This is a genomic window from Streptomyces spirodelae, assembly GCF_017676385.1.
Classification (GTDB): domain Bacteria; phylum Actinomycetota; class Actinomycetes; order Streptomycetales; family Streptomycetaceae; genus Streptomyces; species Streptomyces spirodelae.
The window spans coordinates 113343-139673 of the sequence record NZ_JAFFZN010000007.1 but is presented as its reverse complement, the minus strand read 5'-3'; the positions used below and the strand labels follow the sequence as shown (position 1 = coordinate 139673).

Below are 26331 nucleotides of genomic sequence, written 5' to 3'. Positions count from 1 at the left end.
GCGCCGCCCGCCGGAGGGGCCGCCCGGCCCCTCCGGCACCGGCGGCACCGCGCGGCAGCAGGACCCGCGCAGCACGCCGCACCAAGAAATCGCACTCACGCCCGCGAGGGCATGGAGCCGCACCATGGCAATCTCGGTCTTCGACCTGTTCTCGATCGGCATCGGCCCCTCCAGCTCCCACACCGTGGGCCCGATGCGCGCCGCCCGGATGTTCGCGCGCCGGCTGAAGAACGAGGGCGCGCTGGCGCACACCGCCTCCGTACGCGCCGAGCTGTTCGGCTCCCTCGGTGCGACCGGACACGGCCACGGCACGCCGAAGGCCGTGCTGCTGGGGCTGGAGGGCGAGTCGCCGCGCACCGTCGATGTGGAGACGGCGGACGACCGCGTGGCGCGCATCCGCCAGGAAGGCCGGCTGCGCCTCCTCGCCGCCGAGATAGGCGACACCCACGAGATCCCGTTCGACGAACGCACCCAGCTCGTCCTGCACCGGCGCCGCTCCCTGCCGTACCACGCCAACGGCATGACCCTCTTCGCCTACGACGAGACCGGCACCCCGCTGCTGGAGAAGACGTACTACTCGGTCGGCGGCGGCTTCGTCGTGGACGAGGACGCGGTGGGCGAGAACCGGATCAAGCTGGACGACACCGTTCTGCGCCACCCCTTCCGCACCGGCGACGAACTGCTGCGCCTCACCCAGGAGACCGGGCTGTCGGTCTCCCGCCTCATGCTGGAGAACGAGAAGGCGTGGCGCACGGAGGACGAGATCCGCGCGGGCCTGCTGGAGATCTGGCAGGTGATGAGGGACTGCGTGGCGCGCGGCCTGGCCCAGGAGGGCATCCTGCCCGGCGGTCTGAAGGTCCGCCGCCGCGCCGCCACTTCGGCACGCCAGCTGCGGGCCGAAGGCCGCGCCGAGGCGCACGCCATGGAGTGGACCACGCTCTACGCCATGGCCGTCAACGAGGAGAACGCGGCGGGCGGCCGCGTGGTCACCGCGCCGACCAACGGTGCGGCCGGCATCATCCCCGCCGTCCTGCACTACGCCCACCACTTCGTGCCCGGCACCGACGACGACGCCATCGTCCGCTTCCTGCTCGCCGCGGGCGCCATCGGCATGCTCTTCAAGCAGAACGCCTCCATCTCCGGCGCCGAGGTCGGCTGCCAGGGCGAGGTGGGCTCCGCCTGCTCCATGGCCGCAGGCGGCCTCGCCGAGATCCTCGGCGGCAGCCCGGAACAGGTCGAGAACGCCGCGGAGATCGGCATCGAGCACAACCTCGGCCTCACCTGCGACCCGGTGGGCGGCCTCGTCCAGATCCCCTGCATCGAGCGCAACGGCATGGCCGCCGTCAAGGCCGTCACGGCGGCCCGCATGTCGCTGCGCGGCGACGGCCGCCACCACGTCTCGCTCGACAAAGCCATCAAGACCATGCGCGACACGGGCGCCGACATGAAGGTCAAGTACAAGGAGACAGCCCGCGGCGGCCTCGCGGTGAACGTCATCGAGTGCTGACCTGACACCCCAGGGCCGATGTGACGCCACGTCTGCTCCCGCCCGCGGTTCAGCCGTGCGCGGACTGCCAGGCGTCGGCCGCCTCCTTCAGCGCCGACAGGCCGCGGGCGATGGTCGCCTGCGCTGTGCTGCCGCGCCGTACGCAGGCCACCAGGCGACGGGTCGGGGCTCCAGGGCCTGAGAGGGGTACCCGACGCACCGGGAGATCGGAGGGGAGCGGGGCGAGGCGTGGCATCAGGCAGATCCCGTGTCCGTAAGCGACCAGTGAGGCGACGGCGAACCAGTCGACGGCAGCGTGCTCGATGCGCGGCGTGAAGCCCGCGGCCGCTGCTGCGCTGAGCAGCAGCTGGTGCTGGTCGTGCGGCTCGCCCGCCTGCACCCAGGTCTCCTGCGCCGCGTCGGACAGTTCGACGGTGGTACGGCGTGCGAGGGGGTGGTCCTCGGCGACGAGCAGGTCCTGTGGCTCCTGCAGGAGGGGGCGTTGGGTGTATCTGCGGTCGTCGGGCGGCGGGGTGCCGGCGGCGGGGATGACGACGGCGATGTCCGCCTGATCGGCGAGCAGCAGACGGAAGCGGTCCTCGCCGGGGTCCTCGCTGAGGTGGAACGTCATCTGCGGGTACCGCGTGTGCAGTCGGCGGACCGCGGGCGCCATGACGGCGGCCATCGCCGTGGCCACGCCGGTGATGCGTAAGTGTCCCGCGCTCCCCGTGGAGTGCGCTTGCAGCGCCGCTGCGGCCCGCTCGCACTGCTCGTGCAGCATGTCGGCGTGGCGGACGAGAGTGTGGGCCGCCGGCGTGAGGGTGACGCGTCTGCCCGTCGGCTGGAGCAGTTGTACGCCCAGGTCCGCGGCGAGTTGGCGCAGCTGCTGGGAGACGGTGGACGGCGTGAGGTGCAGGACGGCTGCGGTCGCCGTGACGGTGCCCTCGGCGTGCAGCACGCGCAGAGTCTGCAGACGTGGGTCGATCATGCGGCTCCAATGAACGATGCGGTGCGGAATCTTTCAATGGATTCGAACGGTGTTTCCGCGCCACACTAGTGCACGCGAGCTCCGGTCGCCCCGGAAACAGCGGGCGGAGCCATCTCCAACTCCAGGGCCCGGAGAAGCTCTGCGCGCCGGCCAACCCCGACGGCCCCGCAGCGGACCGCGGTGGAAAAAGGACGGCGCAGCGCAATCTCCCAAGTGCAATCTTCCGAGGCCCTGGCTCGACAATGCACGGTGCTGAGAAGGGAATCGCCATGCTTGATTCCGTTGTCGCTGGATTGTGGGCGGGATACGGACTCGCCGTTCCCGTGGGGGCCGTCGCGGTGCTCATGGTCAATATGACGGCGCAGACGTCTTTTCGGGTGGGCGCGGCTGCCGCCATCGGCGCGACCACCGCGGATGCGATATACGCGATCGTGGCGGTGGTGGGCGGTGCGGCAGTGGCCGGCGCCGTGCAGCCGTTCTCGCAGCCGCTGCGGTGGGTCGCCTTCGTGGTGCTCTCTGCGATGGCGGCCCGCATCCTGCTGACAGCCGTGCGCCGGAAGCGGGAGGACGGACAGCCGCAGCACAGCGGCCGGATGCGGCCGCTGCGCGCCTACACGGTCTTCCTCGGGCTCACAGCCCTGAACCCCTGGCCCGCCATCTATTTCGTCGCGCTGATCCTCGGCCGCCAGGCCCAGCACGGGATGACATGGACTCAGGCGGTGGCCTACGTCGCGGCGATCGTGGTGGCGTCCGGCAGCTGGCAGCTGCTGCTGGCCGGCGGCGGCTCCGTGTTCGGGAAGATCCTGACGGGTGAGCAGGGCCGGAAGATCACCGCAGTGGTCTCCAGCGTTCTGATCGTCGCGCTCGCCACGGCGATGGTGCTGGAATGACGGCCGGCCGCCACGCCGGGCAGGGCCCGCATCGCGGCCACCCCGGAGAGGCAGCGCGGTGCGGGCCCGTTCGGCAGCGCCTGGCTCACACGGCTTCCTTCAGATGCCGCACCGACTCCGGGTGCAGCAGCTGGTGCACCCACTCGCGGAATTCGAGGATGAGGCTCTCGTGCGGCGTGTGGAACTCCTCGAAGTACGCGGAGTTGGCCGCTGCCTGCACCCGCTCGCACGCCTCGAAGTCCTCCATGGCGGTCACTTCGACGAGAGCTGCGGCATCGTCGGGGCTGAATTCCGCGTCGTCCATCGCATCGGGGTGGAACAGCCATTGGACGACGACGCGAGTGCGACCGGGACTGACGGGCTCGAACCGCATGCACATCACATGGTCCGGGATGAACATGAGGTGCACGTTGGGCCACAACAGGATGCCGTGGAAAGTGCGTGCATGCTTTTCCGGTACCTTCGGAAGCTTCTGAGCGGCAGCTTTCCCCGAAAGGGAGAAACCGGTGGCGTCGTCGGCCAGGGGCGAGCCCTCCTGCTTCGGCCCCTCGGGACCGCTCACCGTGCCGTACCCGGTGCGCCAGCTGGGAAGGATCTGGCAGATCTCCGGATGCATGGTGGGGCAGTGGTAGCACTCGCAGAAGTTCTCATAGAGGATCTTCCAGTTCGCCGCCACCTCGTAGGTCACCTCTTTGGCGACCCGCAGCTTTTCGCACTCGTAGTTCCCGGGCACGTCCTCGTCCCCGAACCGGCCGCGCAGCAGCGGTCCCACCTGCTCCATCAGGGGAGGTGCCGTGGGATCGAGATTCACCCATATGTAGCCGAGCCATTCATCGACCTGGGCGGTGAACAGGTGCCTCTGCTTCGTCTCTGGCGGAAGCTCGTGCAGAAAAGGAGCGCCGACGAGATGGCCGTCGAAGTTGAACGTCCAGCCGTGGTAGGGGCACCGGATGGAGTTCTTGAACGTGCCCTCTTCCTCCAGGCACAGCTGTGCGCCGCGGTGCCGGCACAGATTGATGAGCGCGCGTATGTCACCGTCCTTCTTCCTGACCAGGAGTACGCTCTCCCGGCCCACGTTGACGCGGACGAAGGCGCCCGGAGCTGCGATGTCCGAGGAGCGCGCGGCGCAGATCCAGGAGCGTTCGAATATCCGCTCCTGTTCCAGCGACAGGTGGTCTTCATCGGTGTAGTAACTGGTGGGCCACAGCGTCGTCATGACGACTCCTGAAGTGGTTGGCTGACGTGGGTTCGGCACCGGAACTCGGCATTCAGGACCGCGCTGAGTTTGGTGGGGGGTGGCACGTATGGTTCGCGTTTTCCGGTTGGATCGGCCGCAGGACCGCTACAGACGACAACACGGCCACGGAATCTCTCACAAGCGTTGCAGAGCCGGGTGCCGCAACTTCCTGGACTTGGCGAAGCCCGCTCCGAAACGGCGCGCACCATGCCCGACCAGGATGGTTGTCGCGAGCCGCACAGCGGTGAATGCGGCGTTGTTCGTGAGGCGTTCACTTGGCAGTTCCTGCAGGCGCTTCTGTCTTCCTGTGCGCGAGGGAGCGGCTACCACTTCGGCAAGTTGGAGAAGTTGAACCGCACACCTGGAGAGTCGTTGTGGCGCGGGTTGTCTCCGTGTTGTTCTCGGGATTGCTTCCGTGTGGCCATTCGCCTCGATGCACCCCTCACTGTGCCCGCCGGGAGATCGCCGGTGCGGCAGCACGGCAAACACCGTCACCAAGAAAGGCTGGCAGCATGTCCGGGTTCGACATACGAAAGACCGGCGGCCGAATCGGCGCCGAGGTGATCGGAATCGACCTGAGTACCGAACTGTCCGAGCCGGTATTCGCCCAGATCCACCAGGCGTTCCTGGAGTACAAGGTCCTCTTCTTCCGTGACCAGGACATCACCGACGCCGATCAGCTGGCCTTCGCCGGCAGGTTCGGCCCTCTCACCCAGAAGCACCCGATGATGCGGACGCTCGACGGCTCGCCGCAGGTCATTCCCGTGGACGGCGAGGAGCAGCGCGCCAACCACTGGCACACCGACATCAGCTTCACCCGCGCCCCGTCCCTGGGTACGACGCTGCGCAGCGTCGTGCTGCCTCCGTACGGGGGCAACACCCTGGTCGCGAACGGGGCAGCCGGGTACAAGGACCTCCCCGCGGAGCTGCGCGAGATCGCCGACCGGCTCTGGGCCGTCCACACCAACCACGCGGAGCAGCCCAGGCTGGGCACCGAACGCGGCGAGGAGGTGCGCAGGGCCTTTCTCGCCAGGCGGTTCGAGGCCGCGCACCCCGTGGTGCGCGTCCACCCGGAGTCGGGGGAACCGAGCCTGTTCCTCGGCGGGTTCGCGCAGCGGCTGGTCGGGATGGAGCTGCGCGAGTCCCGCCCCCTCATCGATGTCCTGCAGTCCTATGTGCGCCGCCCGGAGAACGTGGCGCGCTGGACCTGGCGGCCGGGCGATGTGCTGATCTTCGACAACCGAAGCACCCAGCACTACGCCCCGAACGACTACGACGGCCACAAGCGCGTCCTGCACCGGGTCTCCATCAACGGCGACGTGCCCGTCGGTCTGGACGGCAAGAGCAGCTATGTCATCCAGGAGGGCGAGTGAGCACCGCGGCCGGTTCCGCTGCCGGGGCGGCGGGAGCGGCGGACTCCGGGCCCCCCGGGGGTCCGGCATCCCCCGGGGGACCCGCGTCCCCCGAGGACTTCGCGCGCCGGCTGCGGGCCCGGCAGCCACTGATCGGCTACTGGATCGCATGCGACAACCCGGTCGGCACCGAGCGCATCGCCTCTCTCGGCTACGACTACATCGGTGTGGACGGGCAGCACGGCGTCATGCACCAGCCGGGCTGGCAGGCGGCGATGATGGCCGTGGACGCGCGAGGGCGGTCCGCCGGGCTGATCCGGGTGCCTTCCGTCGACCCGGTCGCCATCGGTACCGCGCTGGACTCGGGTGCCCGTGGCGTCGTCGTCCCCATGGTGGGCGACGCCCGGGACGCGGCCGTCGCGGTGGCCGCGTGCCGGCACTGGCCGACGGGCACACGCAGCCTGTCGGGGCCGGTACGCGCCGAGCTGCGGATGGGTTCCGTACCCGCGGAGCTGGACGCGGCAGCCGTGTGCATCGTCATGATCGAGACGGCCGCGGCGCTGGAGAACCTGGAAGCGATCTGCGCCACCCCCGGCCTGGACGCGGTCTACATCGGGCCTGCCGACCTGTCAGTGGCGCTGGGCGCCCGCTGCTTCGGCGACCCGGCGGTGAAGGCGGACCTGGAGGCAGCGCTGCGGCGGGTGACGGCCGCTGCCGAGGAGGCGGGCATCGCCTGCGGCATCCACTGTCTGGACGGGGCCTCGGCCGCCGAACGGCTGGGCGAGGGCTTCACCTTCGCCACGGTCTCCAGCGACATCACCCACCTCCAGCAGGCCGCGGCCGACCACCTCGCGGCGGCACGCGCGTGAGCTCACGTACGGAGAGTACGGAGAGGAAGTCAGGAGCCTCGATGTCCGAGACAATCCCGCAGCCCGGCACCGTGACCCGGTCCGCCACGGGCGGCGCCGCCGGCCGAATCCTGCGTTCGGTGGACGAGCTGGTCGGCGGCACACCGCTGTTGCGGCTCCCGCTCGACGGCGTCCCCGGCGACGTTCGGCTGTGCGCCAAGCTGGAGATGTTCAACCCGCTGGCCAACGTCAAGGACCGCCCCGTCCTCGCCATGATGCGGGACGCGGAGGAGTCCGGGGTACTGCCCGCGACGGGCGGCACGGTGATCGAGTGTTCGTCCGGCAGCACCGGCATCTCCATCGCGGCCTTCTGCGCCAGGCGGGGGCACCGCTGCATCATCGTCATGCCGGACAACGCCACGGAGGAACGGCGCCAGATCCTCCGCGAGTTCGGCGCCGAGATCGTTCTGGTTCCGCACCAGGACGGGCTGCTGCCGGCCTGGAAGTACGCCGAGGAACTCCAGCAGTCCATACCGGGTTCCTGGCTGGCCCACCAGGATGAGAACCCGGCCAACGAGAGGGCGCACTACGAGACGACCGGGCCCGAACTGTGGGAGGCGACGGCGGGCCGGATCGACGTACTGGTCTGCGGGGTCGGCACCGGCGGCACCCTCACCGGGGCCGCCCGCTACCTCAAGCAGCGCAAGGACGTCCATGTCGTAGCCGTCGAGCCGGCCGGGTCGCCCGTGCTGTCCGGCGGTGAGGCGGGGCCGCACGGTATTCCGGGGATCGGGGCCGGCTATGTCTCGGACATCATGGACCTCGATCTGATCGACGAGGTCGTGGTGGTGCCGGACGAGGAAGCCGCCCCCACGGCCCGTGAGGTCTCGCGCCGCATCGGAATGCTCGTCGGCGTCTCGTCGGGCGCCGCGGCGTACGCGGCCCGCCTGCTGAGCCGCCGCGAGCGCTGGGCGGCGGCCACGATGGTCGCCGTCTTCCCCGACAGCGGCGAGCGGTATCTGTCCACAGCGCTCGGCTAGCGCGCGCCCGCGGGCCGAGTCGGCCCCAGCAGCGGTACGCGACACGGCCCCGCCGTTCCACCGCCCCGCTGCGCTCGTCAGCGCGCAGCGCAACGGGGCCCATCAACGGGAGGACAGCTCAAATGTGCCGGATATACGGCTATTTTCATACCACTGCTTCACCGAGCGAAGTACGAACCGTCGCCGCGCTGCAACGGCACGGAGGGCCCGACAGCACCGGCACGGCCCGCGCCGCGGGCTGGGGCGTGGGCAACAACAGGCTGGCGATCGTCGATCTCGACGGCGGTCAGCAGCCCTACGACCTGGACGGCCGGATCAAGGCCGTCTTCAACGGCGAGATCTACAACCACGACGCGCTCCGTGCCCGGCTGCGGCAACGCGGCTACGACTTCCCCGACCGCTGCGACGGGAACGTCATCCCGGCGCTCTACGCCGAGTACGGCGAGCGGTTCCCCGAAGAGCTCGACGGCATGTACAGCGTGGCCGTCCTCGATCGGCGCGGCAGCCCGACGCTGGTGCTGGCAACGGACCACGCGGGCATGAAGCCGCTCTACTACCGGTGGGACGCGGCCGGACGGTCGCTGCACTTCTCCTCCGAGATCCCCGCGCTACTCGGCTTCCGGGGCGCGCGGACGCGGGCCTGGGAGCCGGGACTTGACGCCTATCTGGCCACGAAGACGCCGTTCGGCGAACGCACCATGTTCGAGGACGTACGGGTGCTGCCGCCCGCCACCACGATGACCGTGCCCTGGGGCGAGGCGCCGCGGGTCGTCCACCGCACCGCGGACCGTGGAGAGCTCCACCACCTGGGCGACACCGGCCCCGGAGGTGCCTCGAACGCCTCAGCGCCGGTCCCGGGCGCGCCCGGCGACGAGACGGCGGCCGCCGCGGCGGTGCGGCGGAACCTGGGCTCAGAGGTCGAGCGGCTGCTGACGGCCGACGTCCCCGTCGCCGTGGTCACCTCGGGTGGACTGGACTCCAGCCTGGTGACAGCCCTCGCGGCCAGGAGCGGTCCGGTGCACTCCTTCAACATCGCCTACCGCGGATCGTGGCCGTTCGACGAGCGCCGTTTCGCCGAGCTGGCGGCGCGGGAGGCCGGTACCGTCCACCACCAGGTGGAGATCGACCCCGCGGCCTTTCCCTCGATGGTCGAGGATGTCGTATGGCACCTCGGCCAGCCGAACGCAGACCCGATCACCCTCAGCACCTACGCGCTGTTCGACGCGATCCGCACCGCCGGCTTCAAGGTGGCACTGACCGGCGACGCGGCGGACGAGGTGTTCGGCGGCTACGCGCGGATGCGAGCAGCGGCCCAGGCGGCGGACGCGGGGCGGGACTGGCTGTCCGGGTACCTGGACGCGCTCGCCGTCGTCCCGGCGCGCCTGCGCCACGGCCTCTACACCGAGGAGTACCGGGGGTTCCTGCGCGGCCGCTCCCCGCTGCCCGAGGAGGCTCTCGGGTCCCTGCGCGACGGTCCGGGCTCGGTGCTGGAGCGCATCACCCGCTTCGAGCTGGACTTCCGGCTTCCCGCCTACCACCTGCGCCGTGTCGACCACCTGAGCATGGCGAGTTCCGTCGAGGCGAGGCTGCCGTTCTGTCAGCGCAGCATCGTGGGGCCGGGGCGGAGGCTTCCGGACGCGCTGCGCATCAGCGGCGGCCGCGTCAAGCGCACCCTGTACGGGGCCGCGGCGGGGCTTGTCCCGCAGCCGCTGCTGGACCGTCCCAAGCAGCCGTTCACGCTGCCCATCACGGCGATGCTCGGGCCCGGCCGGCCGCTGTGGGAGTACGCACGCGACGTGCTGCACTCCAAGCGGCTCGCCGACGCCGGGCAGCTGGACCCGGAGGCGGTCGGACGGCTCTTCGTCCAGCAGGCCGAACGGCCGGACGACACCGCGGCGCTGACCCTGTGGGCGCTGCTCATCCACCAGGTGTGGCGCGAGCAGTTCCAGAGCGAGGCGCCGCACAGCCCGCTCACGGCGGTGGCGGCATGATCGGCCATCTCGCGTACGCGGCGGGCAGTCCGTGCCCCACCGTCGTCCTGGACGCCGGCCGGCTCCCGCAGGACAAGGAGTCGCTGCTGCGAGCCCTGGCCGAGACCCGCGCCTATCTGACGGAGGCCGGCGGCGGGCATGTGCTGAAGATGGCGCTGGTGCAGCCCTCCCAGCACCCGATGTTCGACCTGGACTACCGGTTCGTCCAGGCCCTGCCGAACGCGCCCGACAGCTTCGACCTGCGGGGGTCGTGCGGCCACTCGATCCTCTCCGGTGTCACGGCGGCCGAGCGGGCGGGAATGCTGCCGAAGCTGCGTCCGGGCGACCGGGTACGGGTGAACGTGCTCAACAACGGTGACAGCGTCGTGTGCGAGATCGACGGCACCGACCGCGACGAGACACACTTCACCGTCTACTTCGTCCGGCCGGGCTCGGTACCCGTCGAGGAGCTGCTGCCGACCGCGACCGCTCGCACCACGCTCGACACCGGCGGTGGTCGCCACGAGGTGTCGCTGGTCTCCTCGGGCAACGCCTACGCGTTCGTCGACGCCCGTGAGCTCGGCGTCGGAGACCCGGGAGAGCTGTTCGCCGCGGGCGCCGGGCTGTTCGAGCGGATGACGGAGATCCGCAGGTCGGCGGCGGAGCTGCTCGGCTGGCCGCCCGAGGGCGCGTTCCCCAAGATCGCGGCCGTCCTGCCGGTGGAGTCGAGCCTGATCGCCGCCCGGGCGCTCTCCGTGCCCGCCTGGCACCCCACCATCGCCCTCACCGGCGCCGTGTGCCTGGGTACGGCGGCCCAGATCCCCGGAACGGTGCCCTGGCAGGTGGCCCAGGAGACGGGCCACGTCGACGGGCTCCTCGACATTGTCACGCCCGGCGGCCGCACCGCGGTGACGGCCGCCATGGGCTCTGCGGACGGTGCACCGGCGCTGAAGTGGGCCGCCGTGGCCCACAAGCGTGTCACCTTCCAGGGCTCCTTTGTCCTCGAACCACTCGCCCATCTGCAGTTCGAAGGGGTCGCCAAATGTCTGGCGTTGTCAGCGATATCCATCTGAGAAACCGGCTCGGCCCGACCTTGCGCGAACGGTTGTGCGAGTCGGCCGATCTGGCCGAGGTGTCCGGAGAGCCCGACCGCGACCTGCTGAAGGAACTGCGCGCATCGGGGCTGCTCGCGGCCGCGGTGCCGCGCGAGTTCGGCGGCGCGGGCGGCGGCCCGGCCGAGGTCAACGCGATCGTCCAGGAGCTGGCGGCACTCAACGCCTCGGTGGCGATCATCGCCTTCCAGCACTTCGCCGTCAGCGCCCGTATCGCCGAGTGGGGCACGCGGCGGCAGCGTGAGAAGCTGCTGCCCGGGCTGGCCGACGGCAGCTGCCTGGCGGCCTCGGCGTGGAGCGAGACGGGCGCCGGAGCCGCGAAGCGGCGACTGGGCAGCACCGGCACACGCCGCGGGGACGGCAGTTGGGTGCTGAACGGGGCCAAGTCGTTCACCACGGGCGCCTCCGTGGCCGACCTCTATCTCGTCCTCGTGCAGAGCGCGGAGCCCGACGAGGACGCCGAAGGGGTGTACGGCGGCAGCGGACAGACCTTCTTCCTGGTCGGGAGCGACAACCCGGGGATCGTCCCCGATCTGAGCCTGGACCTGGTCGGGATGCGCGGCTCCGCCACAGGCTTCGTCTCACTGAGCGAGTGCGTCGTCCCGGACGAGGACCGGCTCGGGGACGAGGGACGGGCGCCCGAGATCATCGCCGGGGTCAGGGAGTCGGGTGCGACGCTCGGCGCGGTCGCCGTCGGAACGGCCCGGTCCGCGCTCGGTCTGGCGGTGGAGCACCTTCGGCGGCGGGGCCTGCTGGACAAGCCGCATGTCAGGCACCGGCTCACCGAGCTGGCGACGCGGCTGGAGGCGGCACACGCGATCGTCGACCGGGCCGGAGCCCGCACGGCGCCCGACCCCGGGACGACCACGCTGCTCAGCAAGCTGTACGCCTCCACAGCCGCGGAGGAGATCTGCCTCGACGTAGCGCGGATGCTGGGGTCGGCCGGCTACACCACGGGCGCGCGCCTGAACAGGGTGCTGGCCGATGCCAGGGCCGTGGCCCTGATGGGGCCGACCAACGACGTGTGCAGAGAGCTGGTGGCAGTGTCATGGCAGAGCTGAACAGCGTGGAGCTGGTCGTCTCCGGGCGGAAACTGGTCACTCCCGAGGGCGTGCGGGCCGGTCACGTCCTGATCGGAGACGGCCGCATCCTCGCAGTCACGGACGCCGACAGCCGGCCGGCCGGAGCCACGCGGCTGGACGCCGGGGACGCCTACGTCCTGCCCGGTCTGATCGACTCCCATGTGCACTTCCGCACCCCGGGACTGACGCACAAGGAGGACTGGGAGCACGGGAGCCGGGCCGCGGTGGCGGGCGGGGTGACGACCGTGCTTGACATGCCGAACACGGTGCCGCCCACCCTGAGCCCCGAAGCGCTGTGGGAGAAGGCCGGGTTGGTCCGCGGGCACTCCCTGGTGGACCACCGCTTCCACATCGGTCTGGACCCCGAGCGCCCCGAACTGCTCGCCGAACTGGCTCCCGAGGTCGCCACGAGCGCGAAGATCTTCATGGCGGGGCACCACACGGCGCCTACCGTGGTACGGGACCCGGCCCAGCTGGAGAAGGCGTTCATCGCCGCGGCGCAGTCCGGGGTGCAGCTCGTGCTGCACGCCGAGGACGGCGAGCTGCTCGCACTGCTCGACAGCTGGCAAGGAGCGCCCGGCAGCTACGGACACTACGAGGCGCACCGCCCGCGCACCGGCACCATCGCGGCCGTCGCCAGGGTCGTCGAGCTGGTCCGCCGCCACGGTGCGAGGGCGCACATCCTGCACCTGTCCAGCGCGGAGGAGGCCGATCTGGTGTCGGCCGCGCAGGCCGCGGGACTCCCGGTCACCTTCGAGGTGACAGGCCACCACCTGTCCTTCACGGACGCCGACACCAGGAGGCTCGGGGCACGCACCAGGCTCTCGCCCGCGATCCGCGGCCAGGCCGACCAGGACAGGCTGTGGGAGGCGCTGCGCCAGGGGCTGCCGAGCACGCTGGGCAGCGACCACGCGCCGCACACCGTCGAGGAGAAGACGCGGTCGGTGGAGCAGTCGCCGCCCGGTCTGCCGGGGGTGCAGGAGCTGGCCGTCGCGGTGTGGACGGGCATGCGCCGGCGGTGGCCCGAGGAGGACCCGGACACCGCGGCCTGCCGACTGGTCAGGCACCTGGCGAGCGGCCCCGCCGAGCTCTTCCGGCTGCCGGGCAAGGGCCGGCTGGAGGCGGGCGCGGACGCCGACTTGGCCATCTTCGCGCCGGAGGCGACCTGGATGCTCTCCTCGGACCAGCTGCACGCCAAGTGCGGCTGGTCGGCGTACGAGGGCTGGACGATGACCGGTCAGGTGCTGCGCACGCTCAGGGCGGGCCGGGTCGTCTGGGACCTGGAGAGCCGGTCGTTCGGCGCCTATGACGGGCAGCTGCTCGGCGCGGAGGAGGTCTGACATGGCATCTCTGCGTGTGCTCCGCCGCTCCTCTCCGAAAAGCGTGCCCAGCGCCTGCGACGAGTCCGGCCACTCGGGCGGCCGGGCGGCCGTCGGCCGCCGACGGCGCCTTGCGCGGCGGATCCGGGAAGAGCTCGACATCGTCGTCGAACGGGACCCGTCCGTGCGCACCAGGTCCGAGGCCCTGCTGCATCCGAGCGTGCTGGCGGTGACCGTCTACCGGCTCGGCCACCGGCTCTACAACCGGCGCCATGTGCGGACGGCGCGCGGGCTGTGCATGGCCGCGCGGGTGCTGACCGGGGGCATCGAGATCCATCCGGGCGCCACGGTTGGACGGCGGTTCTTCATCGACCACGGCTGTGGCGTCGTCATCGGCGAGACCGTCGTCATCGGCGACGACGTGTCCCTCTTCCACCAGGTCACGCTCGGGTCCACGGGTTGGTGGAACGGAACGGACGACCCGTCGGCACGGCGGCACCCCAAGCTCGGCGACGGCGTCACCGTGGGCGCGAACGCCAGCGTGCTGGGTCCTGTCACGGTCGGCGACCACGCGGTGATCGGCGCGCAGGCGCTGGTCCTGCGCGATGTCCCCAGCCGCGCGCATGTGCGGGCACCGCACGCCGACGTCATGAGCCGGACGACGCCTGTCATCCACGGCAACCGTAGTGCCTGAGCCAGCAGTCGGCGGGCGCTGAGTCCCGAAGACTCCGAGAACGCCGGCAAGCCGAGAACGCTCGAAACGCTGAAACGCCGAAACGCCGAAAAGCTGAAAACGCTGAAGACAGGGAAGTGTGAAGATGCCGAATCAACGCAGCGCGGTCGTCGTCGGCGGCGGTATCGGCGGGCTCGCCGCAGCCGCGGCGCTGGCCGGAGCGGGTACCCGGGTGACGGTCGTGGAGCGCGCCGAGCACATCGGTGATGTCGGCTCGGGCCTTGTGCTGTACCCCAACGGGGTCGCGGCGGCCGACGCGATCAGCCCTCGGCTCGGCGGCCGGGTACGCGCCGCCGGGCACGTCGTACAGCCCGGCGAGGTACGGCTGCTGATGGACAAGACCGGGCGCGTGCTGGCCGAGGAACCGATCGGTGACCAGAGCGAGCGCCTGGGGGCGCCGCAGATCCCAATCCTCCGCACCGACCTGCAGGCAGCGCTGGTCGACGAGGCCGTCACCTCGGGCGCCGATCTGCGGCTCGGCACCGCTGTGTCGGGGTACGCCTCGGGCGCCGACGAGGTCGCCGTCCACCTCCGGGACGGAACCACGCTCAGGGCCGATGTCCTGGTCGCGGCGGACGGTATCAACTCCACGATCCGCCGCCGGATGCTGGACGACGGCCCGCCGCAGTACCGGGGCTACACCTCGGTGCGCGGGCGTACGTCCCGCTCGGGGCTGCCGCAGCAGTCGTTCGTCGCCAACGGCCGCGGTGTCCAGCTGTTCGTCGCCCCCGTCGGCGGGGACACGCTGTACTGGACCTGCAAGATCACCGCCAGGCCCGGCGTCTGGCCGGAGAGGTCACCTCAGCGCGCACAGCTCGCACTGGCCGGTCTGCTCGGCGGGTGGCACGAGTCGCTGGTGCGGCTGGTCCGGATGGCTGAGGACATCACGGTGGCCGACATCCACGACCGCGACCCCGTCGACCGCTGGGTGGACGGCCGCGCGGTGCTGCTGGGCGACGCCGCGCACCCCATGGTCCCCGCCATGGGCCAGGGCGCCAACATGGCGCTGGAGGACGCTGTCGTGCTGGCCGGCCACCTGGGCGCGGAGCCGGACACCCGGGCGGCGCTGGCCGCGTACGAGCGGGAGCGTACGGATCGGACCGCGAAGGTGGTGCTGGCCTCGCGCCGCCAGGGCTCCCTGGACCAGGGTGCGAGCCGGACCCAGGAGGCGGAGCGGAACGCCTTCATACGTACGGCCGGCCGCAAGGACGCGGCTGCCGACGAGGTGCACGGCTGGCGGCCCGCCGAGCCCGCCCCGGCGGATCTCGCCGGATAGGGACCGCCCTGACTGTCCTCGGGGCGCGCGCACGCCCCGATCCCACGTATGGAAGGTTGCAGAGCAGTGGTGACACCCCATGTAGTCCTCGTCAGCGGTTCCCTCCGCTCGGGCTCCACGTCCGACCGGATCGCCCAGTGGTGCGCCGACAGGTGCACCGAACGCAGCGCCACGGCCCGGGTCTTCACGGGGGGCGAGCTCGACTTCCCGTTCTACCGGCCAGGGCTGTCGGACAGCCACGGGGCCATCCGGGAGTTCCTCGGTGAACTGGACCGCGCCGACGGGGTCGTACTGATCTCGCCGACGTACCACGGGACGCTCTCCGGGCTCCTCAAGAACGCCCTCGACTACACCAACGACCTGGGCGAGCCGCGCCCCTTCCTGGACGGCCGCACCATCGGCTGCGTCGCGGTGGGCGCAGGGACGCAGGGCGCGGTCTCCACGCTGGGGACGCTCCGCGACATCGCCCACGCGCTACGCGGCTGGCCCACGCCCCTCGGCGTAGTGGTGCCGCACGCCGGCGTCCTGGCCCCGGGGGACGAGGTGGCCGAGCAGCACCACAGGGAGAAGTTGACCGAAATGGTCTGTCAGGTCCTGTCCTCGACCCTCGTACGGGCCGGTGAGCTGCCCGAGTCGGTCGGGGCCGGCACATGAGAGGCCCTCTCCCGCACCCGTCCGGGCAGTCTTCCGGGGGCGCGGGAGCAACCGCAGCGTACCGATGCCACCACTTCGAAAGGGAGAATCATGTCCGCTGAACAGCACCCGCGCACCGAAGGCACGGCAGGTATCGGCCCGATCTGGCGCGACGCCAATGTCCGCTCCGGCCCGTCGCTGGACAGCCCCGTCATCCGGCTGCTGCTGCCCGACGAGGGGACGTCCTACGAGGCCGAGCGGTGGGTGACGGGCGACGAGGTCATCGAGGGCACCATCGTCAGCGACGTCTGGTTCCGGCTGACGATCGGCGGCTGGTGCAGCGCCGTGAATTTCCACCAGGAGACGGTCGCCGACGTCTTGGCGACCGCCCCCGGGCAGGCGTAGCCGTCCACGACCGACGGCCCCGCGGCCCGCCGCCGAGGGAGGGAGCAGGCGGAGACTGCCGTGCGTGGCGGCAGCCTCCGCGTGCCCCGGACCCGGGACGGTCCGCGGTTCCCATGCGGCACCGGCTACCGTTCTCCCGCAGGCCGGCTTGGGAGGACAGTAGTGAGCGACTTCATCGAGATCGAGGTGTACACCCAGCTGGCACGGATCGGAAAGGCGCTGGCCAACCCGGTGCGGCTGCGGCTGCTCGACCTGCTGGAGCGGGGCGAGAGCGACGTGGACAGCCTCGCCGAGACGGCCGGCGTGAGCCTGAAGAACACCTCGGCGCAGCTCCGCCAGCTCCGGGAGGCCAATCTGGTGCGCAGCAGGCGCCAGGGCACGCACATCTACTACAGCCTCGCCGGGCCCGAGGTGTCGCAGCTGCTCGGATCGCTCCAGTCCTGCGCCGAGGACCGGCTCGCGGACCTCCGTCTGGCCATCGGCGACCTGCTGGGCGACCCGGAGAGCCTGCGGCCGGTGACGGTCGAGGAGCTCCAGTCGCACCTGGACGATCCCGAGGTGATGGTGCTGGACGTCCGTCCGGCCCGGGACTACGCCCAGGGCCATGTGCCCGGCGCGGTCTCGCTGCCGGCCGAGGAGATCAGCGAGAAGGTGGGCGAGCTCCCCCAGGACGTGGAGATCATCGCCTACTGCCACGGCCCCTACTGTGTGCTGTCGCCCGACGCCGTGCGCAGCCTGCGCCGCAGTGGGCTCAGCGCACGCCCGCTGGACGGGGGCATCACTCGCTGGCAGCGGGCGGGAAAGCCGCTCGTGACGGACGGGGAGGCCGACGCCGACCACTCCGCCGGCCTTCCTCCCAGCCGTTCGGCCTGACCTGGGGGGCGTCAACTCAGCGCTCTCGAACGGAATTTCGCCGTCGGAGCCGGTTGCCCCGACCGTTCGACGGGCATTATTCTATAGATCTTTAGATTTCACGAAAGGAGTGGCTTCCATGCGTGAGGTATCCGTACTCGCCATCTCCGGCAGCCTCAGGGCCCGGTCCTACAACAGCGCGCTCGCCCAGGCCGCACAGAAGCACGCGCCCAAGGGCGTGGACGTGGGGATCTACGAAGGGCTGCGCGACATCCCGCCGTTCGACGAGGACTTCGAGACCGGCCCGCCCCCCGCGCCCGTGGCGGACCTGCGCCGGCGAATCGATGCCGCCGACGCGCTCCTGGTGGTGACCCCCGAGTACAACGGCTCGTTCCCCGGCGTCCTCAAGAACGCCCTGGACTGGGCGAGCCGGCCTGCCGGACGGTCCTCGCTCCAAGGCAAGACCGTGGCCATCGCCGGGGCCTCGCCCAGCAACTTCGGCACCAGCCGCGCGCAGCTGGCGCTCCGTCAGGTCTTCCTGTCGCTGGACGCCAGGATCGTGGCGCAGCCGGAGGTCATGGTCTTCCGCGCGCACGAGCGCATCGACGACGCCGGCAACCTCACCGACGAGACCAGCGTCGACCTGCTCCGAACCCTCGTGGAGAAGCTGGCCGGAATGGCACGCGCCGCTGCCGCATGACGCGGCCCCTGGACCGGCGCGGTGGCCTCCCCCGTAACGCTCCCGCGCCGCAGTCCCCCTCGCGCCCTGCGGTATCCCGCTGCACGGGCCGAGGGGGGCTGGTGTGTCCGCGCGCTGTCGCTCAGCCCCCGGCCCCGTCGGCCCGGCCGCGGCCGGGCGTGACGCCGAGGCCGGCGAGAAAGGCCCCGGCGGCGGGCGACGGGCGGAACCGACCCCACGCCAGGCGCTCGACCCGGGCGGGCGCGTCCCGCACGGAGAGCCGGCACACGCCGGGAAGTTCCGCGACGAAAGCGGAGGGGAGCATACCGACCGCCAGGCCGTTGCGGACGAAGGCGGCCAGGAACTCGACCCCTGTCACCTCGAACGCCACCTGGCGGGCCAGGCCCGCCGCCTGGAACGCCTCCTCGGACTGGGAGCGGGCTGCGGAGCCCTCGGCGAAGTCGACGAAGGTCTCCTCGGCCAGGCGAGCCAGGTCCACCTCGGGCGCCCGCGCGAGCGGATGCCCGGGCGCCACGACGGCGACGAGTTCGTCCGTCGCCAGCTCCATGTCCCGCACGCCTTTCGGCCGGAAGCCCGGGAGCACACCGAGGAAGGCCAGGTCGAGAGAGCCGGCCCGGACCTCTTCGACCAGGTCCTCGCTGGAGCCGCTGCGCACGGTGATGTGCACCCTCGGATAGCGCACCCGGTACCTGCCCAGTTCAGCCGGGAGGTCGACGGCCGCCACGGTCGGTATCGTCCCGATGGCCAGCCTGCCGCTCACTTCGCCGACCGTGGCGGCCACTTCGGCCCGCGCTCGCTCCGCGGCGTCCACGGCCTGCTGCGCCGCGGGTAAGAACGCCCTCCCGGCGTCCGTGAGCCTCACCATCCGGCTGTTGCGCTCGAAGAGCCGGGCTCCCAGTTCCTTCTCCAGCCGTGCGACCTGATGGCTGAGCGCCGACTGGACGACGAGGCAGCGCTCGGCGGCACGGGTGAAACTCCCGGTCTCAGCGATCGCGGCGACGTAGCGCATCTGCTGCAGTTCCATGACTCCACCCTGCCCGTGGATCGTGATTCGTCATGTTCTGAATGAAAAAGATGTGTTGGACTCATTTTCCGTGGCCCGGGACGCTCGGTACATGACATCCCCACTACCGCAAACCGCCTCCCCGGACCGGGCACCGACCCCCTCCGGAACCCCGAAACCCCCGCTCACCCGTGGCCTGGTCTTCCTGATGGCCGTGGCGGTCGGGCTGTCCGTCGCCGGAAACTACTTCGCACAGCCGCTCCTCGACCTCATCAGCCGTGACCTGCACATCAGTTCCACCCTCGCCGGGCTGATCGTGACCGCGTCGCAGGCGGGATACGCGCTGGGCTTGATACTCCTGGTCCCGCTGGGCGACGTGGTGGACCGGAAACGGCTGGCGGTCTCCCTCTTCGCCGTCACCTCCCTGTTTCTGCTGATGACCGCGGGCGCGCCCAGCGGGCCGGTGCTGCTGGCGGGCACCGTGCTGACAGCCCTGGCGTCCGTCGGCGCCCAGGTGGTCGTGCCGTTCGTGGCCACACTGGCCGAGCCGGACAGGCGGGGCCGCGCCATCGGCGTCGTGATGTCGGGCATTCTGCTGGGCGGCCTCATCGCCCGTACCGCCTCCGGGGCGCTGTCCGAACTGGGCGGCTGGCGGACCGTGTACTGGGTGAACGCGGTCCTGATGGCCGGCATGGCCCTGCTGTTGCACAACCGGCTGCCGCGGCTGCGCAGCGGGGCCACACTCTCCTACCCGGGCCTGCTGCGCTCGACGGTCGTGCTGCTGCGCGAGGAGCCGGTGCTGCGGTGGCGGGCCGGGATCGGTGCACTGGCCCAAGCCTCGTACAGCGTCCAGCTGACCGCTCTGACCTTCCTCCTCGCCCGGCCGCCCTTCGGCTGGACCGAGGCCGCCATCGGACTGTTCGGCCTCGTGGGTGCGGTGGGTGTGCTGGGGATGACGGGCGCTGGACGGCTGGCCGACGCGGGCCATGTCCAGAAGGTGTCCGGCGCCGCAACCCTGCTGCTGACCGTCTCGTGGCTGCTGCTGCTCGCGGGTGGCCACTCGGTGCTGTGGCTGGCCGTCGGCGTCGTCACGCTGAACCTGGCGCTCCAGGCGGTGCTCAACAGCAGTCAGTCCGTCATCTACGCGCTGCGCCCGGAGGCCCGTAACCGCATCAATTCGGGGTTCATGACGTGCTTCTTCATCGGTGGCGCCGCAGGCGCCGCACTGGCGTCCGTCGTCTGGGCCGGCAGCGGCTGGGCGGGCGTGTGCCTGCTGGGTGGCGTCCTGGCTGCCGGGAGCATCGCGCTGTGGGCCCTGGAGCGCCTGCGTGCCAGGTGATCCGGCCCCGTCGCCCGGGGACGGGCGAGCGCGGCTGTGGCCCGCTGAGCCATGACTCAGCGGGCCACAGCACTTTCCGCCCGCGAGGGCTTCGGCCGCGCAGCGCGGAGCCGTACCGCTCTCCTGCCGCCGGGTCACAGCACCGCGGGCGCCAGCCTCTCCCGGGCCACCCTCGGCTCGGCCTCGCTCCAGTCCGCCAGGGGCCCGTCACCCGCCAGCACCGCCGCCGGGGTGAGGACTCGTTCCACGGTGACGTCCGTGGAACAGCAGACCGTGTCGTTCTGCCGTACGGTGATCCGCACGCGGGAGCGGCGCTCCGCGTCCGTCGAGAGCGCCTGGCCTTCCACCCAGGCAGGAGCGTTGAACTCCACATAGCGGTAGAACTCGGTTCGCATGGCCACGGGGACCACCGGCTGCGGGTAGGCGATCAACTGCGACGCCTGCCGGGCCGCCTCCAGCAGCAGCATCCCGGGCACGTGGTCGACCGGGTGGTCGAAGAGAGCCGGGTGGCTGGTGTCGACACACAGCTGCCAGCGGCCTGGCGCTCCTCCGGGGGAGAGGACGACATCGTACGGAGACGTCCGGCCCACCCACTGGGCCGGCACCGGGAGCGCGGGCGGCGCGGCGTCGGCCATGGCTTGGCGCACATCGCCCTGCGCACCACGCAGGCGCTTGTAGACGGCGGGGTTCTGGATGGAGAAGCGCGTTGCGGCCTCGCCGACCCGCTCCCTGCCGCGGAATATCTCCGCGCGCAGCAGCATTCCGGCGGCACGGCCGCCCCGGCCGGTCACGCTGCTGCACTGGACCACCAAGCGGACCTCGGCCAGGCGGTCCCTGGCCCGTAATGCCTCCGCGTCGGCGCTGTAGGTGAAGTCGCCCCAGATCAGGTGGTGCCCCAACGGCACGTCATAGGCGACGTGCGAGAGCAGGGGAAGCAGTTGCCGGACGGTCTCGGCGAGCATCAGCGGGTCGTGGACACCCTGATCGCTCAGGTAGAAGCCGTGATCGCGCGGCCAGCGCGCGGTCACCTCGAAGCGTTCTGCGTCGATCTTCCGCCAGTCGGTGAGCAGCACCTCGTCCTTGTTGTGCTTGTGGACCAGTTCCTGCGGAAGAGCTGTCTGTCGAACGGCCGGTCCGCCGGCCATCTCGGGCTCGGGCACGTCAGAGCATCCTTTCCCTCGTGGTGCATGTGCTGCACAAGGTGCTTCCTGGGCCACAACATAGAGGGCGTTCTTTTTTTTGTCGAGACATCGGAGCCGCCTCGGCGAAGGCGCGAGCCGCGTGGACCAAGGCGCCAACTCACCCTTGCCGAGCGCTGGTTGCCCGCCTCAGCAGGGCCGATTCCGGGCGGGTGGACAGCGCGCCGCCTCAACCCGCGGCGGACGAGGAGGTGCGCAATCCGCACATGACCGCGGCCCAGATCCGCTCGAGGTGCTCCGCGGCCCCGCCCTCCGGGAACTTGCGGAGGGCGACGGCCACGCCGTGCAGCAGGTGCGCGTTCAGCTGGATGACGGTCTCCACCGCGACCTCGGTGGACAGCTGACCCTCCTCGCAGGCGTGCTGCAGCAGCCGCCGGACGGCGGGCCCCCATGCCTCGCTCCACGCGCCGGCGGCAGCGACCTGCTCGCTGTCCAGGCGGGCCGACGCACGCGCCAGGGGACAGCGCGCCAGGAGAGACGCCAGCTTGCAGCTGAGCCCGGCGACGGCCGCCAGCGAATCGCCGGTGCAGGCCGCGGCGCGGTCGGCCAGCGAGCGCGCCTGGGCGGCACCCGCCCGCGCAACCGCCGCCGCGAGAGCGCTCTTGGCCGGGAAGTGGAAGGTGAGAGCACCCATGGAGACCTCCGCCGTACGGCAGACCGCCTGCAAGGACGTGCCCGAGTAGCCGCACTGGGCGAACTCCAGTGCCGCCGCCCGCAGTAGGCGCTCCCGTGTGACGGTGGCTCGCTCCTGCCTCACCTTGATGCCCCTCTCACCGATCTCTCTCTCCGGACCCCGTGGTGAGCGGGACCGCCGCTGTCTGATGAGTACCGGGCCGGCCCCGTTCGTAACCCCCGACATGCGACCTTGCGCTGTTGCGAACGCTAACCCTCAGGCACGGAGGAGGCGCGGCCCTCGGCCCAACGCTTGTGCAGCTTTGGCAGGTCAAGCGGCCCTACCGGCCAACCTTCGGAGCGTGGCGGGGCGTTGCTGGGGCGGAGGGGTTCAAAAACATAGAGGGTGTTCGCTATTCTTTTCGGGCGTCACACCCACGCACACTGCGTACAGAGGGGGAGTTCGCCATGGCCGAGGTCCACGGGACCGGTTCCACCGGACCTGTCCCGCACCAAGTGACGGAAGAGCTCACACACCATCTCTTCCAGGGGCTCCCCCGCGCCGACCAGCGCCGCTGGGCCGGGGCCTATCTGAGAGGGCTGCTCAGCACGCCGGGCAAGAAGTCGTTACGCAACATGGGCTGGACCGTCGGTGCGTCGGACACCGCGTGGCAGTCGCTGCACCAGATCATCAACGCGAGCACCTGGCAGTGGGAGCCGGTGCGCCGGAACCTGGCCCTCTGGTGCGCACAGCGGGCGCGGGTGCGCGGGGTGATCCTGGCGCCGACGCTGATCCCCAAGCGCGGCCGGTGCTCCGTAGGGGTGCACCGGCGGTTCGACCCCGCGAGCAACAGGACCGTCAGCTGCCAGTGGGCGCTGGGGCTGTTCCTGGCCACCGACCACGGTGCCGTTCCCGTCGACTGGCAGCTCCATCTGCCCGGCCGCTGGAGCGAGGACGAAGAACTGCGCGAGCGCACCTACGTCCCGGAGGAGTACGCCTTCCGCTCCCCGCACGAGGTGGCGCGTGAGCTGCTCACCTCCCCCGCCGCCGAAGCGGGCGCCGGGCAACCGGTGCTGACCGCGACCACCACCGGCGCCGCGGCGTTCACGCTGATCTCCCATCTCGGCCACCGGCGGCGGGACTTCGCGATCAGCGTGCCGGCCTCGACCCCGCTGACCGTCAGCCTGCTGCGCTCAGCGCCCGGCCTGAACGCGGCGCGCCTGGCGGGGGCGAGGAGCGCGGGTGAGATCCTGCGGCTGACGGGCTGCTGGGCCGACGAGTCCCCCGGTCACCGGGAGCGGTTACTGATCGCCCCGGCCGTCGTACACGTCCCCGGATCCTCCCTCGCCCTGCGGCTGATGACCCACCGGCCGTCGAAGAAGAGCACGCGCCGTGTGTGGCTGACCGGCATGGAGGGCTCGGCGCTGGAGCGCGCCGCCGGGCTGCTGGCCCGCCACGACGTCGCGGCCCCCAGCACGGACGTCCTGGCGCAGCTCGGTCTGTACGACTTCGAGGGGCGCTCGTTCCCCGGCTGGCACCGCCATATGACGATGGTCTCCGCCGCGTGTGCCTACCGGTTGCTGGCCGCGGACGAGCGCCATCCGTTCCGCGCCGCACTGGAGACAGTGGCCTGAGCACTCCGGCACCCACCCGCCCCTGGCCTCGGTGGCCGGTCGCGGATCACCGGACTCCTTGGGGCAGGGGTGGCGCGGGAGACTTTCATGGCGTTAGATAGCGGGTGTTCGTTTTATTTGCCGGGGGTGGCTGCTATGCGAAGGCCCAAGCAGGATCGTGCCGTACACACTCGCGAACTGATCCTCGACGCGGCGGCAGGGGTCTTCGACGAGAACGGGTTCGCGGGCGCGAGCATCAACAAGATCCTGTCGCGGGCCGGCGTCACCGCGGGGGCGATGTACTTCCACTTCCGGTCGAAGGCCGATCTGGCCCGCGCCGTCATCCACACCCAGTCCTCCGCGCTCGAGATCCCCGAACAGCCCGGCGGCATACAGCAGTTGATCGATCTGACGATGTATCTCACGGGCCAGTTCACCAGCAACATCCGGTTCCGCGCCGGGGTACGGCTCGCCGTCGAGCAGGGCGAGTCCGGGCTGCAGGACTACACCGCCTACCGGTGGTGGATCAGCATCTTCGAACGGGAACTGGTCGCCGCCCGTGCCCGCGGTGAGCTCCTGCCCGGAGTTGATGAGGCGTCCTTCGCACGGTTCGTCGTGGCCAGCTACACCGGCACCCAGGTGATGTCCGACATCGCCACGGCCCGTACCGACCTCGCCGAGCAGGTCGTCACCATGTGGCGCTATCTGCTGCCCAGCATCGTCCCGCCCCTCATGCTGACCCACTACGTCATCGACCCGGCCCGCAAGGACCTCATCTCCGCCTGAGGAATCGCCGTATGAGGAATCGCCGCGTTCTGGTCACCGGCGCCACCGGCTTCATCGGCTCGGCCGTGCTGCGCGAACTTCTGCGCCGCTCCGACACGTCCCGGATCACGGTACGGGCGCTCACCCGCGCCCTGCCGCCCCGAGCCGCCTCACACCCCGCGCTGGAGTGGTGGGAGGCGGACCTGACGCGGGCGGACGCGCTCCACGATGCGGCCGAGGGAGCCGACACCCTCATCCACACCGCCTCGCGCGTCAGCGGCGACGAGGACACCTGCGCCGCCGTCAACGTCCGTGGTACGGAGGCGGTCATGGCCGAGGCGCAGCGCAGCGGCGTCGACCGGGTCGTCCACCTGTCGACTGCCGCCGTGTACGGCCCCGGTCCGCACCGCGGCCCCGCTGTCGGCGAACTCGCCCCGCGTCCCGTGTCCGCGGCCAGCCGCACCCGGCTCCTCGGCGAACGTGCCGCGCTGGAGGCCGACGCCGTCGTGCTGCGCCCCGGCCTGGTCCTGGGAGCCGGTGACCGCTGGGTGGTGCCGGCGCTGGCGGAGCTGTCCGGCCGGGTGCCGGGCCACTGGGACGGCGGACGGGCCAGATCCTCGGCCGTCATGGTGGAGGACCTGGCACGCCTCACCGCCGAACTGGCGCTCGGGCCCAGGGTGCCGACCGGCGTCCACCACGCCAGTCACCCCGACCCGGTCCGGCTCCGCGACCTGCTGACAGCGCTGATCCGGCACAACGTTCTTCCCGAGCCCCCGCCACGCGAGCTGAGCTGGGAGGAGTGCCTGACGGAGCTGCGCACGAGCGAGGGCACCGTCAGCGAGCGCCAGTTCTCCCTCCTGGCGCGGGACCACTGGTACCGCAGTGACGAGATCTGGGAGCGAGCAGCCTGCCCTCCCGGGCCGGGCCCGGTGGCTCGGCTGACCGGAGAAACCGCCGAGTGGTACCGCGCCCACCTGCGGGACCACCCGCCCCGCCGGCCGGTGCCGCCGGGCTCGTCGGCGTCACCGTCCTCGGCCGGCTGACGGGGCGCCCAGGTCGCGGTGCTCGTTGTCGGAGACTCCCGCAGCTGTGAGCAGAGCGCGCTGCTCTTCCAGCTGGCGCTGCTGGGCACGGACGATCTCGGTGAGCTCGCTGATCTCCTGGCGGGTGGCCGTCTCCTGTTCGGCGCCGGCCGCCGAGACGCGTTCGATGAACCAGGAGGCGAGAGAGGCGGACACCACACCCAGCACCGCGATGCCCGCGATCATCAGCAGCACGGCGACCAGCCGTCCGGTGGGCGTCACCGGGTAGTAGTCCCCGTAGCCGACCGTCGTCACGGTGGCGAAGGTCCACCAGACGGCGTCGGGGAAGCTCTCGATGGTGGCACCCTCGGCGCCGCGCTCGGCGTCCAGCACGGCCAGCGCGCCGCAGAGCATCAGCAGCCCGGTGGCTCCGGCCGCGTAGGTGGTCACCTGGCCCCGCAGGGTGACGGCGGCGCGGCGGTTGAGGACGCTCATCACCGTCAGCAGACGCAGCATCCGCAGCGGTCGGAACACCGGCAGCACCACGGTGGCCAGCGCGAACAGATGGCTCTTGAAGTAGGCCCGGCGGTCGGTGGCGCGCACCAGCCTGACCACGTAGTCGAGGGCGAAGACGCCCCAGGTGATCCAGCCGGCCCAGACGCACGCGGTCCGCCAGCCGTGGCTCAGGTCGGGCTGGAGTATCGGCCAGGCGTACGCCACGAGGAAGACCAGCACCGCGCCCGTCAGCGCGACATCCACCGCCGAGAACCGCTGCGGCGGCTCCGGCGCCGCCTTGGCGGCAGCGAAGGTCTCCGGCTGAGAGGTGTCTGCGCGCTCGTCCATCACGGGCCGCA

25 protein-coding genes are annotated in these 26331 nt (G+C 71.2%); 19 read left to right on the top strand and 6 right to left on the bottom strand.

Annotation, left to right across the window (positions count from 1 at the left end):
* Positions 1–124 precede the first annotated feature (124 nt).
* Positions 125–1507: an L-serine ammonia-lyase gene (locus JW592_RS10385; protein WP_209264673.1), complete on the top strand. Its 1383-nt coding sequence runs from the start codon at positions 125–127 to the stop codon at positions 1505–1507.
* Between the two features lie 49 nt (positions 1508–1556).
* On the opposite strand, the gene JW592_RS10380 is transcribed toward JW592_RS10385, so the two are convergent.
* Positions 1557–2474 carry a LysR substrate-binding domain-containing protein gene (locus tag JW592_RS10380; RefSeq protein WP_209264672.1) on the bottom strand — a complete coding sequence of 306 codons (918 nt, stop codon included), beginning with the start codon at positions 2472–2474 and terminating at the stop codon, positions 1557–1559.
* Positions 2475–2743: 269 nt separating this feature from the next.
* On the opposite strand from JW592_RS10380, the gene JW592_RS10375 reads away from it, so the two are divergent.
* Entirely contained in the window at positions 2744–3364 is a 621-nt protein-coding gene (locus tag JW592_RS10375) for a LysE family transporter (protein ID WP_209264671.1), read from the top strand.
* Positions 3365–3449: 85 nt separating this feature from the next.
* Here the strand turns inward: JW592_RS10375 and JW592_RS10370 are convergent, their stop codons facing one another.
* Positions 3450–4580, bottom strand: coding sequence for an aromatic ring-hydroxylating oxygenase subunit alpha (locus JW592_RS10370; RefSeq protein ID WP_209264670.1), 1131 nt, complete (start codon positions 4578–4580; stop codon positions 3450–3452).
* Between the two features lie 533 nt (positions 4581–5113).
* Between JW592_RS10370 and JW592_RS10365 the strand changes: the two genes are divergently transcribed.
* The 13 genes from JW592_RS10365 (at position 5114) to JW592_RS10310 (ending at position 17923) form a co-directional block, all read left to right on the top strand.
* Positions 5114–5974 (top strand): TauD/TfdA dioxygenase family protein, encoded by an 861-nt coding sequence (locus JW592_RS10365; protein WP_209264669.1) that lies wholly within the window; start codon positions 5114–5116, stop codon positions 5972–5974.
* Between the two features lie 110 nt (positions 5975–6084).
* Positions 6085–6822, top strand: a complete 738-nt coding sequence (locus tag JW592_RS10360; RefSeq protein WP_229375653.1) for an HpcH/HpaI aldolase family protein — start codon at positions 6085–6087, stop codon at positions 6820–6822.
* A 41-nt stretch (positions 6823–6863) separates the two neighbouring features.
* Positions 6864–7841, top strand: coding sequence for a PLP-dependent cysteine synthase family protein (locus JW592_RS10355; protein ID WP_209264667.1), 978 nt, complete (start codon positions 6864–6866; stop codon positions 7839–7841).
* 122 nt (positions 7842–7963) lie between these two features.
* Entirely contained in the window at positions 7964–9832 is a 1869-nt protein-coding gene (gene asnB, locus JW592_RS10350) for an asparagine synthase (glutamine-hydrolyzing) (RefSeq protein WP_209264666.1), read from the top strand.
* Positions 9829–10884, top strand: a complete 1056-nt coding sequence (locus JW592_RS10345) for a PrpF domain-containing protein (RefSeq protein WP_209264665.1) — start codon at positions 9829–9831, stop codon at positions 10882–10884. Before asnB ends, JW592_RS10345 begins: the two co-directional genes overlap by 4 nt.
* Positions 10854–11984 (top strand): acyl-CoA dehydrogenase family protein, encoded by a 1131-nt coding sequence (locus JW592_RS10340; RefSeq protein WP_209264664.1) that lies wholly within the window; start codon positions 10854–10856, stop codon positions 11982–11984. Before JW592_RS10345 ends, JW592_RS10340 begins: the two co-directional genes overlap by 31 nt.
* A complete protein-coding gene (locus JW592_RS10335) occupies positions 11972–13345 on the top strand; it encodes a dihydroorotase (RefSeq protein WP_209264663.1) in 1374 nt (457 codons plus the stop codon). The genes JW592_RS10340 and JW592_RS10335 overlap by 13 nt, the downstream gene beginning before the upstream one ends.
* A 1-nt stretch (position 13346) precedes the next feature.
* Positions 13347–14018: a serine O-acetyltransferase EpsC gene (epsC, locus tag JW592_RS10330; protein ID WP_209264662.1), complete on the top strand. Its 672-nt coding sequence runs from the start codon at positions 13347–13349 to the stop codon at positions 14016–14018.
* Positions 14019–14142: 124 nt separating this feature from the next.
* Positions 14143–15333 carry an FAD-dependent oxidoreductase gene (locus tag JW592_RS32665; protein WP_229375593.1) on the top strand — a complete coding sequence of 397 codons (1191 nt, stop codon included), beginning with the start codon at positions 14143–14145 and terminating at the stop codon, positions 15331–15333.
* Positions 15334–15402: 69 nt separating this feature from the next.
* The gene (locus JW592_RS32660) at positions 15403–15987 is read left to right on the top strand and encodes an NADPH-dependent FMN reductase (protein ID WP_307805364.1); all 585 of its coding nucleotides are present in this window, start codon (positions 15403–15405) and stop codon (positions 15985–15987) included.
* A 90-nt stretch (positions 15988–16077) separates the two neighbouring features.
* The gene (locus JW592_RS10320; protein ID WP_209264661.1) at positions 16078–16371 is read left to right on the top strand and encodes a hypothetical protein; all 294 of its coding nucleotides are present in this window, start codon (positions 16078–16080) and stop codon (positions 16369–16371) included.
* 162 nt (positions 16372–16533) lie between these two features.
* Positions 16534–17244 carry an ArsR/SmtB family transcription factor gene (locus JW592_RS10315; RefSeq protein WP_209264660.1) on the top strand — a complete coding sequence of 237 codons (711 nt, stop codon included), beginning with the start codon at positions 16534–16536 and terminating at the stop codon, positions 17242–17244.
* A gap of 118 nt (positions 17245–17362) precedes the next feature.
* Positions 17363–17923: an NADPH-dependent FMN reductase gene (locus JW592_RS10310; protein WP_209264659.1), complete on the top strand. Its 561-nt coding sequence runs from the start codon at positions 17363–17365 to the stop codon at positions 17921–17923.
* 121 nt (positions 17924–18044) lie between these two features.
* On the opposite strand, the gene JW592_RS10305 is transcribed toward JW592_RS10310, so the two are convergent.
* On the bottom strand, positions 18045–18947 hold the full coding sequence (locus JW592_RS10305) for a LysR family transcriptional regulator (RefSeq protein WP_209264658.1): 903 nt from the start codon (positions 18945–18947) through the stop codon (positions 18045–18047).
* Between the two features lie 91 nt (positions 18948–19038).
* Between JW592_RS10305 and JW592_RS10300 the strand changes: the two genes are divergently transcribed.
* A complete protein-coding gene (locus tag JW592_RS10300) occupies positions 19039–20265 on the top strand; it encodes an MFS transporter (protein WP_209264657.1) in 1227 nt (408 codons plus the stop codon).
* 134 nt (positions 20266–20399) lie between these two features.
* Here JW592_RS10300 and JW592_RS10295 read toward each other — a convergent pair whose 3' ends face one another.
* Both JW592_RS10295 and JW592_RS10290 read right to left on the bottom strand, forming a co-directional pair.
* Entirely contained in the window at positions 20400–21425 is a 1026-nt protein-coding gene (locus JW592_RS10295) for a ScbA/BarX family gamma-butyrolactone biosynthesis protein (protein WP_209264656.1), read from the bottom strand.
* Positions 21426–21633: 208 nt separating this feature from the next.
* Entirely contained in the window at positions 21634–22221 is a 588-nt protein-coding gene (locus JW592_RS10290; RefSeq protein WP_209264655.1) for a TetR family transcriptional regulator, read from the bottom strand.
* Between the two features lie 323 nt (positions 22222–22544).
* Here JW592_RS10290 and JW592_RS10285 point away from each other — a divergent pair, with 323 nt between their 5' ends.
* The 3 genes from JW592_RS10285 (at position 22545) to JW592_RS10275 (ending at position 25498) form a co-directional block, all read left to right on the top strand.
* Positions 22545–23711: an IS701 family transposase gene (locus tag JW592_RS10285; protein ID WP_209264654.1), complete on the top strand. Its 1167-nt coding sequence runs from the start codon at positions 22545–22547 to the stop codon at positions 23709–23711.
* Between the two features lie 135 nt (positions 23712–23846).
* Positions 23847–24476, top strand: a complete 630-nt coding sequence (locus tag JW592_RS10280; protein ID WP_209264653.1) for a ScbR family autoregulator-binding transcription factor — start codon at positions 23847–23849, stop codon at positions 24474–24476.
* An 11-nt stretch (positions 24477–24487) separates the two neighbouring features.
* Entirely contained in the window at positions 24488–25498 is a 1011-nt protein-coding gene (locus JW592_RS10275; protein WP_209264652.1) for an NAD-dependent epimerase/dehydratase family protein, read from the top strand.
* Here the strand turns inward: JW592_RS10275 and JW592_RS10270 are convergent.
* Positions 25478–26320, bottom strand: coding sequence for a potassium channel family protein (locus JW592_RS10270; protein WP_209264651.1), 843 nt, complete (start codon positions 26318–26320; stop codon positions 25478–25480). The two genes, JW592_RS10275 and JW592_RS10270, sit on opposite strands and share 21 nt — an antisense overlap.
* Positions 26321–26331: the final 11 nt, after the last annotated feature.